Annotated in this window: 15 protein-coding genes; 14 read left to right on the top strand and 1 reads right to left on the bottom strand. The window is 64.4% G+C overall.

The window, feature by feature from the left end:
• Positions 1-18 precede the first annotated feature (18 nt).
• The 14 genes from ACFB49_RS01370 to ACFB49_RS01435 all read left to right on the top strand — a co-directional run bounded on the left by ACFB49_RS01370 (position 19) and on the right by ACFB49_RS01435 (position 16,387).
• Entirely contained in the window at positions 19-2,121 is a 2,103-nt protein-coding gene (locus ACFB49_RS01370) for a TonB-dependent receptor (protein ID WP_380875002.1), read from the top strand.
• A gap of 106 nt (positions 2,122-2,227) precedes the next feature.
• Positions 2,228-3,085: a helix-turn-helix domain-containing protein gene (locus tag ACFB49_RS01375; RefSeq protein ID WP_380875003.1), complete on the top strand. Its 858-nt coding sequence runs from the start codon at positions 2,228-2,230 to the stop codon at positions 3,083-3,085.
• Between the two features lie 266 nt (positions 3,086-3,351).
• Positions 3,352-5,649: a TonB-dependent receptor gene (locus ACFB49_RS01380; RefSeq protein WP_380875004.1), complete on the top strand. Its 2,298-nt coding sequence runs from the start codon at positions 3,352-3,354 to the stop codon at positions 5,647-5,649.
• A gap of 77 nt (positions 5,650-5,726) precedes the next feature.
• Complete coding sequence (locus ACFB49_RS01385) at positions 5,727-6,533, top strand: hypothetical protein (RefSeq protein WP_380875005.1); 807 nt, start codon at positions 5,727-5,729, stop codon at positions 6,531-6,533.
• Positions 6,534-6,537: 4 nt separating this feature from the next.
• A complete protein-coding gene (locus tag ACFB49_RS01390; RefSeq protein WP_380875006.1) occupies positions 6,538-7,410 on the top strand; it encodes an alpha/beta fold hydrolase in 873 nt (290 codons plus the stop codon).
• The gene (locus ACFB49_RS01395) at positions 7,403-9,220 is read left to right on the top strand and encodes a long-chain-acyl-CoA synthetase (RefSeq protein WP_380875008.1); all 1,818 of its coding nucleotides are present in this window, start codon (positions 7,403-7,405) and stop codon (positions 9,218-9,220) included. Before ACFB49_RS01390 ends, ACFB49_RS01395 begins: the two co-directional genes overlap by 8 nt.
• Before the next feature lies 1 nt (position 9,221).
• Positions 9,222-10,397 carry an acyl-CoA dehydrogenase family protein gene (locus ACFB49_RS01400; RefSeq protein ID WP_380875010.1) on the top strand — a complete coding sequence of 392 codons (1,176 nt, stop codon included), beginning with the start codon at positions 9,222-9,224 and terminating at the stop codon, positions 10,395-10,397.
• Between the two features lie 8 nt (positions 10,398-10,405).
• On the top strand, positions 10,406-11,350 hold the full coding sequence (locus ACFB49_RS01405; protein WP_380875012.1) for a bifunctional MaoC family dehydratase N-terminal/OB-fold nucleic acid binding domain-containing protein: 945 nt from the start codon (positions 10,406-10,408) through the stop codon (positions 11,348-11,350).
• Between the two features lie 11 nt (positions 11,351-11,361).
• A complete protein-coding gene (locus tag ACFB49_RS01410) occupies positions 11,362-12,501 on the top strand; it encodes an acyl-CoA dehydrogenase family protein (RefSeq protein ID WP_380875014.1) in 1,140 nt (379 codons plus the stop codon).
• A complete protein-coding gene (locus ACFB49_RS01415) occupies positions 12,501-12,914 on the top strand; it encodes a MaoC/PaaZ C-terminal domain-containing protein (RefSeq protein WP_380875015.1) in 414 nt (137 codons plus the stop codon). Before ACFB49_RS01410 ends, ACFB49_RS01415 begins: the two co-directional genes overlap by 1 nt.
• A complete protein-coding gene (locus tag ACFB49_RS01420) occupies positions 12,914-14,083 on the top strand; it encodes a lipid-transfer protein (protein ID WP_380875017.1) in 1,170 nt (389 codons plus the stop codon). The genes ACFB49_RS01415 and ACFB49_RS01420 overlap by 1 nt, the downstream gene beginning before the upstream one ends.
• Positions 14,084-14,088: 5 nt before the next feature.
• Positions 14,089-15,273: an MFS transporter gene (locus ACFB49_RS01425; protein ID WP_380875018.1), complete on the top strand. Its 1,185-nt coding sequence runs from the start codon at positions 14,089-14,091 to the stop codon at positions 15,271-15,273.
• A 104-nt stretch (positions 15,274-15,377) separates the two neighbouring features.
• Positions 15,378-15,902 (top strand): nuclear transport factor 2 family protein, encoded by a 525-nt coding sequence (locus tag ACFB49_RS01430; RefSeq protein WP_380875020.1) that lies wholly within the window; start codon positions 15,378-15,380, stop codon positions 15,900-15,902.
• Positions 15,903-15,913: 11 nt separating this feature from the next.
• A complete protein-coding gene (locus ACFB49_RS01435; RefSeq protein WP_380875022.1) occupies positions 15,914-16,387 on the top strand; it encodes a nuclear transport factor 2 family protein in 474 nt (157 codons plus the stop codon).
• Between the two features lie 200 nt (positions 16,388-16,587).
• Here ACFB49_RS01435 and ACFB49_RS01440 read toward each other — a convergent pair whose 3' ends face one another.
• Positions 16,588-17,034 carry a nuclear transport factor 2 family protein gene (locus ACFB49_RS01440; protein WP_380875023.1) on the bottom strand — a complete coding sequence of 149 codons (447 nt, stop codon included), beginning with the start codon at positions 17,032-17,034 and terminating at the stop codon, positions 16,588-16,590.
• Positions 17,035-17,100 lie beyond the last annotated feature (66 nt).

Here is a 17,100-nt window from a genome sequence, read left to right on the forward strand (position 1 = left end):
TAACAATGGGCGGTATTGATGTTTCGGATCGGGTTGCTGTGTGGTGTGGCGTTTCTATGGGCGGGTGTCGCGCAGGCGGAGGAACCCGCGGCGGACGCCGCCCGCGATGGTCATGATCGCAACGCACCCGGCGACTATCATGAGGACCCAGCGGACGACATCGTCGTCACCGCCGCCTTCAAGCGCGATGTCGGCACCCTGCTCAGCGGCACATCGATCGTGTCCGGCGAGACGCTGACGCGCGAACTGCGGCCGACGATCGGCGAAACGCTGGCGCGCCAGCCGGGCGTGTCCTCCACCTCCTTCGGCCCCAATGCCTCGCGCCCGATCCTGCGCGGCTTCCAGGGCGATCGCGTCCGCATCCTGACCGACGGCATCGGCAGCTTCGATGTGTCGAGCACGTCCGCCGACCATGCCGTCGTCATCAACCCGCTGACGTCTGACCGGATCGAGGTGCTGCGCGGGCCTTCGGCGCTGCTGTTCGGGTCGTCCGCGGTGGGCGGCGTCGTCAACGTCATCGACAGCCGCATCCCGCGGCGGATTCCGGACGAGCCCGTCCACGTCGACGCGATCGGCACCTATGGCACGGCGGCCAATGAACGGTCGATCGGCGGCGCCGCCGAAACCGCGATCGGCGACAAGCTGGTGGTGCATATCGACGGCACCTGGTCCAAGTCCGGCGATCTCGAAACCGGCGGCCATATCCTGACCCCGGCGCTTCGTGCGCAGGCGGCGGCGAGCGCGGACCCCGAAATTGCGGAACTCGCCGATCTGAAGGGAAAGCTGCCCAACAGCGCGGCGCGGACATGGGAAGTGGCGGGTGGCGCTGCCTTGATCACCGACACGGGCAATTTCGGCGTGTCGGTCACCCGCTATGACAGCCTTTATGGCGTGCCAATCCGCTATTCGCTCGATCCGGATGTCGAGGCGGAAGCGGTGCGGCTGGACGTCAAGCAGACCCGCGTCGATTTCCGCGGCGAGGTCGAGACCGGTGGCGGCTTCATCGACACGATCAAGCTGCGCGGCGGCTATGCCGATTATCAGCATGGCGAAATCGAGGAGAGTGGCGAGGTCGGCACGCGCTTCTTCAGCCAGGGCTGGGAAGGGCGCCTGGAACTCGTCCAGCAGGATCGCGGCGGCTGGCGCGGCGTGATCGGCGCGCAGGGGCTGATCCGCAACCTCAACGTGGTCGGCGAGGAGAAATTCCTGCCGAAGAACGAGACCCAGCAATATGGCGTCTTCACGCTGCAGGAATTCGATCTCGGCGTGCTGAAGGTCGAAGCTGGTGGCCGGTTCGAACATTCGGTGCTGAGCGCGCAGGCCGATGTCGATCTCGGCAATCCCAATCTGGATCGCACGTTCAATGCGGTGTCCGGATCGCTGGGCGCGGGCATGGACGTGGCCGATGGCTGGCGCGTCGGCCTCAACCTTTCCCGCAGCGAGCGAGCCCCTTCGGCGGAAGAATTGTTCGCCAACGGCCCGCATGCCGGCACGCAGAGCTTCGAGGTCGGCAACCCCGATTTCGCCAAGGAGAAGAGCTGGGGCCTGGAAGCGACGCTGCGCGGCAAGGGCGACGGCTACAGCCTGAACGCCTCGGCCTTCTACAGTTGGTTCAACGACTATATCTATGAATATGCGACCGGCGCGATCGAGGATGATCTGCCCGTGTTCCAATATGCGCAGGCGGATGCGCGTTATTACGGCTTCGAAGTCGAAGCATCGGCGACGCTGGGCCATATCGGCCAGACCACGCTCGTCGCCGATGCGCTGGCCGATTATGTCCGCGCCAAGATCAGCGATGTCGGCCCCGCACCGCGCATCCCGCCGCTGCGCTTCCTCGGCGGAATCGAGGCGCAGGCGCAGCGGATCACCGGCCGCGTCGAGGTGGAATGGACCGACGATCAGAAGCGCGTGACTGATTTCGAAACGCCGACCGAAGGCTATACGATGGTCAATGCGTCGGTTGCCTTCAAGCCGTTCGGCAACGCCAATCCGACCAGCATCATATTATCCGCCAACAACATCTTCGATGTCGTGGCGCGGCGCCATGCCAGCTTCCTGAAGGATTATGCGCCGCTGGCGGGCCGCGATTTCCGGATCACGACGCGCATCAATTTCTGACGGAGGTTGCCTCTCTCCGCGCGCCGATGATAAAGGTGACGCCACTTTCACTTGTTGGAAGGGCTGGCACCTGCCGCAAGAGCAGGGCGGTTCGTGGAGAGAGCGAATGCACCGGAACGTCGTCCAGGCGGAATTGAACAGCGGCCCCGCGCGGGTGCGCGTCCAGACCTACACCTATGAAACGCCGTCGGAGCAGACGCGCTGCCCGCAGCAGCATACGCTGACCTTGATGACGTCGCGCCGCCGCAACGGCTGGCGTGGCTTCTTCCACCGGCCGCATCAGCCTGGCCGGATGTTTGCCTTCGGTGACCTGATCTTCGTGCCCGCGGGGCTCAGCATCCATGGCAGCGGGCCGGGCGGGCCGCAGAATATGGTCGCCTGCTCCTTCCCGCGGGGTGCCGCCGATGCGCTCCGCATGTTTGAGGAAGGCTGGGACGACCGCGAGCTCGCGCGCTGCGGCGATCTGCGTTCGGATCGCATCGCCGATGCCATGCGCCGGCTGGGCGAGGAAGCGCTGCAGCCGGGTTTCGGCAGCGACGTGCTGGTCGATGCGCTGACCACGGCACTGCCGATCGATCTCGCGCGGCATTTCCAGGACGTGGTGCGCAGGCGCGCTCCCGTGAAGGGTGGGCTTGCGCCACATCAGTTGCGCAGCATTGAGGAATATGTCCGCGAATGGCCGGCTGGCGGCGTCCGCGTCGGTGATCTTGCCGATCTGGTTGGGCTCAGCCGCGGCCATTTCATGCGCGCCTTCAAGCAGAGTGTCGGCAAGACCGTTCATGGCTTCGTCGAAGGCGTCAGGCTCGATCAGGCCAAGACGCTGCTGGCCGAAGACGACATGCCGCTGAAACAGATCGCCGCGCGGCTGGGCTTCGCCAATCCGGCCAGCTTCTCGCTTGCGTTCCGCCGCATGACCGGCGATACGCCCGGCCGCTACCGCGGCGTGCGCAAGGGGCTGCGCTGAAACACCCCGCCACTCGCTACGCAGATGCGCGTCGGATGGGCGATGGCAAAGCGAATTGCGATGCACGGTGCCCCGCATATGGCGTGAAGCGCCAACCGCGCCCCCCTTTATGAATCGATGCGATAAAGGCGTTGTGATAAGAACATAGGCGTTCCGCGCATCGCCGCGGCGATCCCCTAAGAACATCCTCCGGCGGCACATGCCGCAGCTATTCGATCGGGCCGAGCGAAGCCCGACAGGCATTTAGGGAGGATCGAGTGACTCTGTTGGATCGTCGTTTGGACCGTCGCGTGCGCGCAATCGCGCTGGCCGGGGTGGCGCTGCTCGCTTTGCCGGCCGTGGCGCAGGCGCAGGACGCCGCACCCGCTGCCGCCGAAGAGGGCGGCCTTGAGGATATCGTCGTCACCGCGCAGAAGCGCAGTGAATCCCTGCAACGCACACCGCTGGCGATCAGCGCCGTCAGCGCCGATACGATCGAGACGCGCCGAATCACCGATGCGTCGATGCTGAGCTCGGTCGCGCCGAACCTTTCGACGACGACGGGGCCGTCGTCCAAGGGCCACCTCATCATCCAGATCCGCGGCATCGGTGAATCCGAACCGATCCTGACGGCGGACAGCCCGATCGGCGTCTATGTCGACGGCGTCATCGTCGGCCGTTCCACCGGCGCCATCTTCGAGCTGACCGATCTGGAGCGGATCGAGGTGCTGCGCGGGCCGCAGGGCACGCTTTACGGCCGCAACACCACAGGCGGCGCGGTGAACCTGATCACCCGCAAGCCGACCGACGAGTTCGGTGTCGAGATGCTCGGCAGCGTCGGCAACCGCGGTTATTGGCAGGGCAAGGCCACGATCAACACCGGCGACATCGCCGACAGCGGTTTCAAGGGCTCGCTGACCTATCTGCACAAGCAGGCGGACGGCTATGTCGACAATCTGAACGTCAAGAACAGCCTGGATCCGGGCGCCTACAACACCGATGCGGTACGCGTGGCGGTCGCCTTCGATCGCGGTGGCGCGTTCCGCTTCAACTACGCCTTCGACTGGGCCGAGACCAAGGCGGTTTCGGCGATGAACCAGCTCACCGTCGCGCGGCAGGACGTGATCGATTATTTCAGCCGTTCTGCGGCCGTGGGCGGCACCGCCTTCATTCCGCCGACCACCGAGCGCCTGAAGGAAGCGCGGCCCGACGTCACTTCCACCTATGACCGCACGATCAGCCATGTCGCGACGGCGGAAATCGATCTCAGCGATACCACCATCTTCCGTTCGATCACCGGCTTCCGCCAGTGGAAGAACCGCATCGACAACACCGATCTCGACGGCAATTCGGGCCTGAGGGGGCTCGTCGTCAGCCCGGCGCCGGCCGGCATCAAGCCCGTCCAGCTCTTCGGCGCCGACAATGACCGCAAGCAGCACCAGTTCAGCGAGGAGATCAACGTCCTCGGCCAGATCGGCGACAAGCTCGAATATGTGGCAGGTGCCTTCTACTTCCGCGAGGAAGCCGACGAGCGGAACCCGCAGGCCTACACCTTCGTCCGTGCCATTCCGGGCGTCGGGCTGGCGGGCATCAACCTGACCAACCTGATCGATTATGACACGACCAGCGAATCCAAGGCGCTGTTCGGCCAGGCGACCTACAACTTCACCGACGAGCTGAGCTTCACCGGTGGTGTGCGTTATACGTGGGACGAAAAGAAGCTGATCCAGCGGTCGCCCTTCGTCCGCCAGCTTTCGCGCAACTTCTCCAAGTTCAACTATGCCGGGACGCTGACCTGGCAGGCGACGCCGGACCTGATGACCTATGCGCGCATCGCCACTGGCTACAAGGCGGGCGGTTTCAATCCGCGCGCCACGAACGACGGCTATGATCCTGAAACGGTGGTCAATTACGAATTGGGCGTGAAGAGCGAATTCTTCGATCGTCGCCTCCGCTTCAACGGCACGCTGTTCTACATGGATCTGAAGGACAAGCAGCTCAACCAGTTCGTCGCCGGCACCGGCGGCGCAGCCAGCGAGACGCTCAACGCCGGCAAGGTCGATTACAAGGGTATCGAGCTGGAGGTCGAGGCACTGCCGGTCGATGGCCTGCGGCTCAACGCGGCCTTCGGCTATGTCGATCGCAACTTCAAGGAACTGCTCGCCCGCGATCCGGCCGACAACCAGATCAAGGATTATTCGGATATCGGCCAGTTCAGCTACTCGCCGAGCACGACGTTCAACGGCGGCGCGCAATATTCGATCAACGATGTGGCGGGCGGCACGCTCTCGTTCCGGGCGGACTATACCTACAAGAGCAAGGTCCATTACAACGTCCTGCCGGGTGCGCCCTTCTCGCCCTTCGATGCTGACATCGCCGCACCCGGATACGGCCTGCTCGATGGCCGTATCATGCTCGCCGATGTGGCCATCGGCGGAACCGAGGCCACTTTCACGCTGTGGGGCAAGAACCTGACGAACAAGGTTTATCGCACGTCGGGCATCGATTTCGGCTCACTCGGCTTCGCGATCAACACCTATGGCGAGCCGCGCAGTTATGGCGTCGACGTCAAATTCAAGTTCTGAGGCTGCGCTGATGCGTTAGGCTGCCGGAAAAGCGCGCGGGCACAACCCGCCCGCGCGCCACGGCACGGAGATGGACCATGGCCTACGACACCTATCTGATGAAGGGCTATCAGCCGCTGACAACGGACAGCAGCGTGCTCGTCAGCTCATCCAAATATCTGAACGACCCGCGAGTCCGCGATTGGGTGGCGACGCACATGCTCCGTCGCAACGGGCCGGATATTCCGACACCTTCGGATTCGATCCAGCTCGTGATGATCCTCCGCCAGATCGAGGATGCCGACCGCATCAACGAGCTGTTCGCCGCGGAGCGGAAGATTAACCCCAAGCTCGATGCCTGGTTGTCCGAACGGTATGTTTCGAAGTTCAAGCGCGACGATCTTGCCCAATATGGGCCGGAAACGGTGGGCGGCATCTTCTACAAGCAGTTGATGGATAACGATCTTCAGGTCGATATCGTCCCGCCCTACGAGCCCAAGCACGACTACGACTATTTCAACCTGCGTTCGGGCCAGTGCCACGATCTGGAACATATCCTGGGCGGTGGCGGCTTCGATTTCATCGGCGAACTGGTGCCCTATTACATGCGGCTCACCAACCTGTTCGTCCATCTCAGCCCGGAGCTGGCGGGGCTGATCTCGGCCTTCGCGATCCTGGGTTCGACGCGGATCATCACGCGCGCGGTGCTGCATTATCCGCAGACGTGGCTGACGGTGCAGGAAACGGTGGAACGCGGCGCCAAGGTCGGCCGCGAGTCCGATCCCTTCTTCATGGCGAAATATGAGGACGTGCTGCACCTGACCCCGGATGCGGCGCGCGAGAAGCTCGGCATTCGCGGTGTGCGGATCGTCGATACGGCGGAAGCCTCTGCACAATGGAACTGATGGCATGGGAATGATCGAGCGGATCAGCTTTCGCGGGCATGACGGCATCTCGCTTGCCGCCGATGTCCGGGGTGCATTGGATGGCGCGCCCGTCATCCTGCTGCACGGCGGCGGGCAGACGCGCTGGGCGTGGGGGGCGACGGCCGATGCCCTCGCTCGCAAGAATTTCCGCGTCACCACGATCGACCTGCGCGGCCATGGCGAGAGCGAATGGTCACCGGATGGTCTCTACATGCTCGATCGCTTTGCCGATGATCTGCGCGGCGTGATTGCCGAGATCGGCGGCGCGCCTGTGCTGGTGGGCGCATCGCTAGGCGGGCTGACCTCGATCCTCGCTTGCGGCGAAGCGCCCCAGGCGTCGCTTTCGGCCCTTGTCCTCGTCGACATCGTTCCCCGCATGGAGCGGGGCGGCGGCGATCATGTCGTCGGCTTCATGCGCGGCACCAAGGATGGGTTCGACAGCCTGGAACAGGCGGCCGACGCGATCGCAGGCTATTTGCCGCATCGGCCGAAGCCAAAGTCGCTCGATGGCCTGTCCAAGAATCTGCGCCAGGCCGACGACGGTCGCTTCTATTGGCGCTGGGATCCCGAATTCGTGCGCCCGCGCGACAATTGGGACCCGGAAGAAACCAGCCGTCGGCTTTCGGCCGCGGCACAGGCGATCGAGGCGCCGATCCTGATGGTCCGCGGCACCAAGAGCGAGATCGTGTCGGAAGAAGCGCTCCGCCATTTCCGCGAGCTGCTTCCGCAAGCCGAGATCGCCGAGATACCCGAGGCCCGGCACATGGTGGCGGGCGACGATAATGACGCCTTCCTGGGTTCAATCACCGATTTCGTCGCGCGCAATGCGGGGCGGGGAGCCAGCCGCAATGGGTGAATGGGTGCTGCCAAGCCGCGAGGAAACCATGGCACGGCTGATGCGCGGCTATTCGCGCGTCGCCGGTTTCGCCCGCGACCAGGATTATAGCGTCGCTGACCGGCTGGAGGAGCGGGCGGCAGACCATGCCGACACCCCCTTCATCCTGTTCGAGGATGAACGGCTGACCTTTGCGGAGGCCAATGCGCGGGCCAATCGTGTCGCCAACGCGGCGCGCGCGGCGGGGCTGAAGAAGGGCGATGTCGTCGCCCTGATGATGTTCAACCGGCCGGATTTCGTGGTGATCTGGCTGGGGATGGCGAAGATCGGGGTCGTCACGGCGCTGATCAACACCTCCGCCACGGGCACCGTGCTGGCCCATGCGATGAAGCAGGTCGGCGCCAGGGCACTGATCGTCGATTCCGAGCTTGGCGCGCCGGTGGCAGAGCTGGCGGAGGGCGATGTTCCGGCATTGTTGTGGGAACAGGCCGAAACTGGCCGGCCGTTGTTCGGCCTGCGCAATGCCCGCGATTTCAATGCCGAAATGGCGGCGGCGAGCGACGCCAATCCCGATCGTTCGCTCCGCGCCGGCGTGGTGATGGGCGATCCGCTCTATCTGATCTTCACCAGCGGCACGACCGGCCTGCCCAAGGCCGCGAAGATGAGCCACATGCGCTTCCTGAACGCGGGCGAGATGATGGGCGGGCTGATGGAGTTCGGCCCGGATGACGTGTTCTATTGCGTGCTGCCGCTCTATCATGGCGCCGGCGGCATGGTCGTGCCGTCGACCTCGCTGGCGTTCGGCGTGCCCTTCGTGCTCCGCCGCAGATTTTCTACCAGCGGCTTCTGGCCCGATGTGCGCCGGCACAAGATCACGTCCTTTTACTATATCGGCGAGATCTGCCGCTATCTGCTGAACGCGCCCGAAAAGCCGGACGATTTGGACAACAGTTTGCGGGTGATGACCGGCGCGGGCCTGAAGGGCGATCTGTGGGACGCCTTCCAGAAGCGCTTCGGCGTCGGCTGGGTATTCGAAGGGCTGGGATCAACCGAAGCCAATTACGGCATCACCAATGTCGACAACAAAGCCGGATCGGTTGGCCGCGTGCCATACCCTGCGCACACCAACATGAAGTTCGTCCGCTATGACGTCGAAGGCGACGATCATGTCCGCGACGCCGACGGCAAGCTGGTCGAGGCGAAGGTCGGCGAGGTCGGGGAGATCATCGCCGAAGTGCTCGGCGGCACCGGCGTCGGCGGCTATTTCGAAGGCTATACCTCGCGCGAGGCGACCGAGCAGAAATTGCTGCGCGACGTAGCCAAGCCCGGCGACGTCTGGTTCCGCTCCGGCGATCTCGTCCGCTTCGACGAGGAGGATTATTTCTATTTCGTCGATCGCATCGGCAACACCTTCCGCTGGAAGAGCGAGAACGTGTCGACCGAGGAAGTGGCGGCGGTGCTAGGCGGCTTTGCCGGGCCGGAGATCGTCAACGTCTATGGCGTGAAGGTGCCGGCGAATGAGGGGCGGGCCGGCATGGTCGCGCTCACTTATGCCGATGCGTCGGCCTTCGATCCGCAGGCTTTCTTCGAGTTCGCGACGACCAAACTTGCGCCCTATGCTGTGCCCGTCTTCGTCCGGCTTTCACAGGCCGCGGAGATGACCACCACCTTCAAGCTGCGCAAGGTGGAGCTGCAGCGCGAAGGCTATTCACCCGATCTTGTCCATGGCGATCCGCTGTTCGTCGTCGATCCCGCCGCGGGCACTTATGTGCCGCTCACGGCGGACGCGCTGGCGCGGCTTGGCATCGCCCCATTCAATCCGGAGAGCTGAGATGCGCGTCGAACCGAGCGCCGAACAGAAGGCGTTGCGTGCCGAATTCCGCGCCTATCTGGCCGGGATCATGACCGATGAGGTGCGTGCCGCGACCCAGGGCGCGGAAAGCGGTTCCGTCTATCGCGACGTCATTCGCCAGATGGGCCGCGATGGCTGGCTGACACCAGGCTGGCCGGTCGAATATGGCGGCAAGGGCCTCGATCCTTCCATGCAGAAGATCCTGCTGGAAGAACTGGTGCTGGCCGAGGCGCCGTTCCCGTTCGTCACCGTCAACACCGTCGGCCCGGCGCTGATGCGGCTGGGGACGGAACAGCAGAAGCGCGACATCCTGCCGCGCATCGCGGCCGGCGAGCTGATCTTCGCGATCGGTTATACCGAGCCGAGCGCCGGTTCGGACCTCGCTTCATTGAAGACGCGCGCAGTGCGTGATGGCGATGATTTCGTCATCAACGGGCAGAAGATATTCACCAGCGGCGCGGAGGGCGCGGACTATGTGTTCCTCGCCGCGCGGACCGATCCGGATGCGCCCAAGCATAAGGGCATCACCATCTTCATGATGGATACGAAGCTGCCGGGATTTTCGGTTTCCCCGATCTGGACAGTGGGCAGCGTTCGCACCAACGTCACCTATTACGAAGATGTCCGCGTGCCGGCGTCGATGATTATCGGCCAGGAAAATGGCGGCTGGCGCCTGATCGCCGAGCAGCTCAACCATGAACGCATCGGCCTTGCCGCGCTCACTTATGGTGCGAACGGGTGCTTCGATGATGTGGTCGAATGGTCGCGCGGTATCGGCACCGCGGACGGCGGTAAGCTGATCGATCAGGGCTGGGTGCAGCTGGCGCTGGGCGAATGCTACACCCTGCTCCGCGCGATCGGCCTGATGGGCGATCGCGTGGGTTGGGAAGTGTCGCAGGGCGTCACCCGGCCCGAGCTGGCGAGTGGGCTCAAGGTGTTCGGCACCGAAGGTATGATCCGGGCGATGCGTCTGTTGCTCGACATCATGGGATCGGCCGGGCTGGTGCGCGACGGATCGCCCGGCGCGCAACTGCACGGTCGGATCGAACGCGAATATCGCAAATGCCAGATCAACACCTTCGGCGGCGGCTCCGCGGAGGTTCTGCGCGACATGGTGGCACAGGTGGGCCTGAAGATGCCCCGCGCGGCAAGGTGAGGACGAATATGACCGAACAGAATGACGTGCTGGCCCGCGCCCGCGAATTTGTCGGAACGGAGGCGACGCGGCCGGTGACGGCGCGCGATCCCGTCAACCAGCCGATGATCCGCCGTTGGGCAGAGGCGATGGGGGATCAGAATCCGCTGTGGCACGATCCCGCGTCCCGCGCGGCCGCCGGTTTCGATAGGCCGGTGGCGCCGCCGGCGATGCTCGAAGTGTGGACGATGGCGCCCTATCGCCCTGGCGGCCGAACCGCGGAGGACAGCATGGCCGTGCTGAACCTGCTCGATGCTGCCGGCTATACGGGCGTCGTCGCCACCAATATCGAGCAGGAATATCTGCGCTATCTGGAAGAAGGCGACGTCATCTCGTCGCGCGCGATCATCTCCGACGTGTCGGATGAAAAGCGCACCGGCCTTGGCATCGGCCATTTCGTGACGATGGATTATGAGTTCACCGACCAGAAGGGCGAGCTGGTGGGCCGGATGAAATTCCGCGTCCTCAAGTTCAAGCCGCCGGTCGCGCAGGCCGCCGCAGCGCCCACGGATGCCGCGCCGAAGAAATTCCCGCACCCGCGCCCATCGATCACGCACGACAATGCCTTCTTCTGGGAAGGGCTGAAGCAGCGCAAATTGCTGATCCAGTCCTTCGGCGGGCGGCTGATCCATCCGCCGGTGCCGGCTTGCCCCGAAACCGGATCGCTCGACTGGACGACCGTGGAAGCGAGCGGGCGGGGAGTGATCCACAGCTTCGTGGTGATGCACCAGCCGCAGCTTCCCGGCTTCGAATATCCGCTGCCGGTGGTGCTGGTGGAACTGGAGGAGGGCGTCCGCATCATCGCCAACATGATCGATGCAAAGCCCGAGGATGTTACGATCGGCAAGGCGGTGACGGTCGATTTCGTCGAGGTCGAGCCCGACTACATCCTCCCCGCCTTCCGGCTGGCTTGAGGAGCGAACAGATGGATTTCGCCCTCACCGAGGACCAGATGAGCCTTCGCGATCTCGCCGCGCAGATTCTGTCGGACAGCAGCAATGACGAAAGCCTCCGCGCCTTCGCGAAGGACGATCGGCCTTTTGACGACGGGCTGTGGAAGACACTGGCCGACGCCGGTTTGCTCGGCATCGCCATTCCCGAAAGCAAAGGCGGTCTGGGCTTCGGCCTGATTGAGCTTGGCCTGCTGCTCGAAGAACAGGGCCGCACGCTGGCACCCGTTCCGCTGCACGCGACCTTGGTGGCGGGTGCGCTGCCGATTGCGGCGTTCGGCGACGAAGCGCAGCAGGCGATCCTGTCGCGCGTCATTGCCGGTGAAGCGGTGCTGACGGCGGCGCTGGAAGAGGTCGGCAATCACGATCCCGCCCGGCCGATGCTGCGCGCGACGCGATCGGGTAATGGCTGGACATTGGATGGCGTGAAGTCTGCCGTTCCTTATGGCGCGCAGGCCCAACGCATCCTCGTGCCTGCGACGAGCGAGGAGGGCGTGATCGTCTTCCTGATCGATCCGGCCACCGCGGGTGTCGAGATTGCTGCGCAGCAAAGCACCAGCCCGGAACCGCAGGCCGAGATCAGCTTCCGCGCCGCGCAGGTCAGCGGCGATGATGTGCTGGGCAGCATGGAGCAGGGGGGCGAGATCGCCCGCTGGATCGTCGATCGCGCCCGCGCCGGCCTCGCTGCGTTGCAGGTGGGTATCTGTCAGGAAGCGCTGAAGCGCACCGCGGCTTATTCGAGCGAACGCATCCAGTTCGATCGCCCGCTCGGATCGATGCAGGCGGTGCAGCATCGTGCCGCCGACGGCTTCATCGATGTCGAGGCGATGCGGTCGACCGCGTTGCGGGCGGCATGGCTGCTCGATCAGGGTATCGCCGCGCCGGCCGAAGTGGAGACCGCCAAATATTGGGCGGCGATCGGCGGGCATCGCGTGTCGCATTCCGCCCAGCATCTCCATGGCGGGCTGGGGGCGGACATGGATTATCCAATCCACCGCTTCTTCCTCGCGGCCAAGCAGGTCGAGCTCGCGCTGGGTGGCGCGCAGCCGATGCTCGCCGCGATCGGCCGCGAGATTGCGGCCGGCAACACCGAACCACTCGCGGGAGCGCGCTGATGACTTTCGAAGACGTCCAGATCGGGCAGGCGCTGCCCGAACTCGTGATCCCGATCACTGCCTCCGCCATCGTCGCGGGCGCGATCGCCACCAATGATTTCGAGAATGTACACCATGACAAGGCGGCCGCGCAGGCGACCGGCGTGCCGGACATCTTCATGAACATCCTGACGACCAACGGCTTCGTCCAGCGCTTCGTGACCGACTGGGCAGGGCAGGGCGCACGCATCCGCAAGATCGCGATCCGGCTCGGCGCGCCCAATTTCGTCGGCGACGCGATGAAGATGAGCGGCGAGGTTGCTGCGGTCGACGCCGCGGCGCGGACGGCGGACGTCAAGGTTTCCGGCCGTAACGGCATTGGCGAGCATGTCTCCGCCACCGTCACCATCGGTTTTGCAGAGGGAGCGCGCTGATGGGATCGATCAGCAACCAGGCGGCGATCGCTGGCATCGGCGCGACCGAATTTTCGAAGAATAGCGGCCGATCCGAACTGCGGCTTGCGGTGGAGGCGACGCTGGAGGCGCTGGCGGATGCCGGCATCGACCCGTCGGAAGTCGACGGTATGTCCACCTACACCATGGACAACAACCCGGAGATCGAGCTTTTCCGCGCGATCGGCGGCAAGGAATTGAAATTCTTCAGCCGCGTTCATTATGGTGGCGGGGCTGCCTGCGCGCCGATCATGCACGCGGCGATGGCGGTGGCGACGGGCGTTGCTGAGGTCGTCGTCTGCTACCGCGCGATGAACGAGCGGTCGCAATATCGCTTCGGCACCGGCCACACGCCGCCGCCCGCGCCCAATGCCGAGACAGCTCATTTTGGCTGGTATGTGCCCTTCGGCCTGATCTCGCCCGCATCCTGGGTGGCGATGCAGGCGCAGCGCTACATGCATGACCATGGCGCAACATCCGAGGATTTCGGCCGCGTCTCGGTCGCCGCGCGAAAGCATGCCGCCACCAACCCCAAGGCATGGTTCTACCAACAGCCGATCACGCTGGAGGAGCATCAGGCGAGCCGCTGGATCGTCGAGCCGCTCCATTTGCTCGATTGCTGTCAGGAATCGGATGGCGCGGTGGCGATCGTCGTCACCACGCTCGAACGCGCGAAGAAACTGAAGCAGCCGCCCGCGGTGATCCGCGCGGCCGCCCAAGGTGCGGGCGACGATAGCCAGATGATGACGAGCTATTACCGCAAGGATATCGGCCGCATCTCGGAAATGAATATCGTCGCCGAGCAGCTTTACGCGCAGGCGGGCATCGGCCCGAAGGACGTGCAGGCGGCGATCCTCTACGATCATTTCACGCCCTTCGTGCTGCCCCAGCTCGAAGCCTTCGGCTTCGCGAAAGAGGGGCAGGCGAAGAATTTCATCCGCGATGGCAATATCGAGCTGGGCGGCCGCCTGCCGATCAACACCCATGGCGGGCAGTTGGGCGAGGCTTACATCCACGGCCTCAACGGCGTGGCCGAAGGCGTGCGGCTGGTGCGTGGCACATCGGTCAACCAGGTGGCGGGCGTGAACAATGTCATCGTCACCGCAGGAACGGGTGTGCCGACCAGCGGCCTCATCCTGTCGCCCGCGTGAGCGGGATGGCGGTAGCGCGGCCGCTGATCGGCGGACGCATCGGCGCGGCATTGTCACTGACAGTGCTGCTGTGCGGATCGGTCTGCACGGGCCTTGTGTTCGTGGCCCTGATCCCCGTGCTGCCGCTGCTCGCCGCCGAATATGGCGGCGGATCGCAGGGTGCGCTGTTCGCGCAGTCGGTGATGACGATGCCTGCGATCGGGCTGATCGTTGGCGGCTTTGCGTCGGCGCTGATGATCCGCGCGCTCGGATCACCCATGCTGCTGATGCTCGGCCTCGCACTGCTGGGGACGAGCGGGGCGGCCGCCTTCGGCCTCCATCGCGGCGAATTGCTGCTCGGCAGCCGACTGATCCTCGGTTTCTCCGCTTCGATGGTGACGATCGCCACCACGGCCCTGATCTCCGCGCGTTTCGCGGATGTGACGCGCGCACGGATGATCGGCATCAAGGGCGCGCTCGGTGCGGTCGGCAGCGTTGCCGGCATCATGATCGCCGGGCAGCTTGGCGATATCGGCGGCTGGCGGGCGCCCAACCTGCTCTATATGTTCGGTTTCGTATTGTTGGCGCTGGCGCTGCTGACGATACCGCTCACAAAACCCGTCGTCGTTGCCGGGGCTCCCACCGGCAGCGCGATGCAGGCGATCCGCTTGCTCTGGCCGATCTATCTGATGGTCGTCGGCTTCGGCATCGTGCTGATGATGACGAATACGCAGCTTTCCTTCCTGCTCGCCGAAATCGGCATCAGCAAGCCGACGGAAGCCTCGCGTATCCTCGTCATCAGCTCGATCAGTTCGGCGATCGGCGGCTTCCTGCTGGGGTCGGTCCGGCAATGGATCGGCGTGGGCCGCGTGCTGCCGCTGGCTTTCGCCTGTTGGGGCGTTGGCCTGCTGCTATTGGGCTTCTCGCACTCGATCCCGCCCGCGGTGATCGGCTGCTTCCTCTGCGGTTTCGCCGGGGGCACCTTCGTCCCGCATATGGTGGCGACGCTGGCCGGCACCGCGCCGCTACCGATCCGCGACCGGGCGATCGCTTTGCTCTACTCGGCGATCTTCCTGGGTGATTTCCTGAACCCGCTGGTCGTCCAGCCGATGAGCGAGGCGTTGACGCGCCATGGCGCCTTCAAGCTGGTCGGCATGGTCTGTTTGCTGGCGACAGTGGTCGAACTGATCCGCCAGCGGCGCAAGGCCTGACTGATCGGGCCGCGTCCACCGTCACGGCCATCATCATCCCGTGGGCACGCGCGCTTGGCGTCGGGCCGCGCTAAGCTCCTTCAAAATATGGAAGGAGAGTGGAAGTGACTTACCCCCATGAGGAAGTCGCCGGCACCGTCGAACGGCTGATCGAGGCGTTCAAGGAATGCGAGCGCCGCAATAGCTGGAGCTGGCTCGCGGACGAGTTCTACCATCAGGATTGCGTCTATATCTGCGAATATGGCGGCGTGATGCCGGTCACCGCCAATGGCCGCGAGGAGATCCGCCGCACCCATTATGGCCGCGACATGGAAGTGGGATCGGGCTGGGCGGGCTGGACCTTTCCCTATGCCGGCTATGCCGTGAATGGCGACCAGATCATCACCCACTGGAAGAATCGCGGGCCGGGTCTGCGGCCGGACGGCAGCTATTATGAGACGCCGGGCGTGTCCTTCATCACCTATGGCGGCGACGGCAAGTTCATCCGCCAGTTCGACATGTTCGACATCGGCCACCAGATGGTGCTGTGCGACGAGCTTGAGGCCGCCGGTCTGCTCTCGCCCCGCCTCAAGGAAGAATGGGTGGTGCCGATGAAGCAGCGGATCATCGACAAGCTTTCGGGCAAGTGAGGGAGGGCTTCATGGCCGACGGAACCGATTATTTCCTGATCCTCAATCTTCTCCACCGTTATTCCGATGCGGTGGACAGGGGTGACTTTGCGCGCGTGGGCGAGATGTTTGCCCACGCGGACGTCTATTTCCCCGGCGAGGAGACACCGTCGGTGAAGGCCGGCGGCGATTTCGATTTCGGCGATGCGCTGGCGCAATGGACGCGCCGTTACCCGGACACGGGCAATCCCAAGACCCGCCATTATTGCACCAACGCGATCATCGATTTCGACGACGACACCCACGCCCGCTGCCAAAGCTACTTCCTCGTCGTCCAGGCGACCGACGAACTGCCGCTGCAGCCGATCATCAGCGGCAGCTATGTCGACCGGCTGGAAAAGGTGGGCGGCGAATGGCGCTTCACCGAACGCCGCGAGCTGATCGGGCAGACGGGCGATCTGTCGGCGCACCTGCTGCAGACGTTCGAGGGGCCGACGGGGGAATAACTCAAAAGCCCTCTCCCGCAAGCGGGAGCGTTGGGCCGGTCATGCCCCCGGCATGACCTGAACAGCGCGGGGCGCTGTTCACCCGATGCTGGTTGGGTGAGGGGCTTGCCGGCGCGGGCCTTCGGCCCGCTTGCAAGTCCGCCTAGGCGCTTGCAGCGCCAAGGCTCCCTATCCTTCTCCCGCCTGCGGGAGAAGGAGTGCTACTCCTGATCGATCCTGAGCCGCGTCAGCCGCACACTCGCGATCTTCCAGCCATCCGCCTCGCAGCGATAGGTCTCGTGATAGTGGCCGTAGCCATGCAGGAAACCATAGGGGACGACCGACCGGTCCTTCACCCATAGCTTATCCTCCATCGCCCAGATGCCGGTGGCGGTGGTAGGCGACGTGATGTGGATTTCCGGCATATGGCCGTGATGGACGGTGACGATGCCGTTCAGGATCGGCGCCAGCATTTCAATGTAAGGCCTGCGCCCGTCGGTGATCGCGCCTTCGAAGGGCGGATCGCTGCCTTCGCGGAAATCGGCGTGGAGATCTTCGGTGAACACCGCCTCCAGCCCCGCCCAGTCCTTGGTGTCCATGCAGCGGAAATAGCGTGCCTTGAGCTTCTTGATCTCCTCGATCGCGAGTAGCTTCTCGATGGCGTCCATTAGCCTCTCCTTTGCCTGGTTGCAGGCAGACTGGATGGCCCCGGCGATGCGGGAAAGCCCGTTTTC

Source organism: Sphingomonas sp. DBB INV C78, assembly GCF_042693015.1.
Taxonomy (GTDB): Bacteria; Pseudomonadota; Alphaproteobacteria; order Sphingomonadales; family Sphingomonadaceae; genus Sphingomonas_E.

Coding starts and splice junctions, on each gene's coding strand:
- ACFB49_RS01370 (WP_380875002.1), top strand. CDS start 19: ATGTTTCGGATCGGGTTGCTGTGTGGTGTGGCGTTTCTATGGGCGGGT.
- ACFB49_RS01375 (WP_380875003.1), top strand. CDS start 2,228: ATGCACCGGAACGTCGTCCAGGCGGAATTGAACAGCGGCCCCGCGCGG.
- ACFB49_RS01420 (WP_380875017.1), top strand. CDS start 12,914: ATGGGATCGATCAGCAACCAGGCGGCGATCGCTGGCATCGGCGCGACC.
- ACFB49_RS01385 (WP_380875005.1), top strand. CDS start 5,727: ATGGCCTACGACACCTATCTGATGAAGGGCTATCAGCCGCTGACAACG.
- ACFB49_RS01440 (WP_380875023.1), bottom strand. CDS start 17,034: ATGGACGCCATCGAGAAGCTACTCGCGATCGAGGAGATCAAGAAGCTC.
- ACFB49_RS01410 (WP_380875014.1), top strand. CDS start 11,362: ATGGATTTCGCCCTCACCGAGGACCAGATGAGCCTTCGCGATCTCGCC.
- ACFB49_RS01400 (WP_380875010.1), top strand. CDS start 9,222: ATGCGCGTCGAACCGAGCGCCGAACAGAAGGCGTTGCGTGCCGAATTC.
- ACFB49_RS01415 (WP_380875015.1), top strand. CDS start 12,501: ATGACTTTCGAAGACGTCCAGATCGGGCAGGCGCTGCCCGAACTCGTG.
- ACFB49_RS01390 (WP_380875006.1), top strand. CDS start 6,538: ATGGGAATGATCGAGCGGATCAGCTTTCGCGGGCATGACGGCATCTCG.
- ACFB49_RS01405 (WP_380875012.1), top strand. CDS start 10,406: ATGACCGAACAGAATGACGTGCTGGCCCGCGCCCGCGAATTTGTCGGA.
- ACFB49_RS01425 (WP_380875018.1), top strand. CDS start 14,089: ATGGCGGTAGCGCGGCCGCTGATCGGCGGACGCATCGGCGCGGCATTG.
- ACFB49_RS01435 (WP_380875022.1), top strand. CDS start 15,914: ATGGCCGACGGAACCGATTATTTCCTGATCCTCAATCTTCTCCACCGT.
- ACFB49_RS01395 (WP_380875008.1), top strand. CDS start 7,403: ATGGGTGAATGGGTGCTGCCAAGCCGCGAGGAAACCATGGCACGGCTG.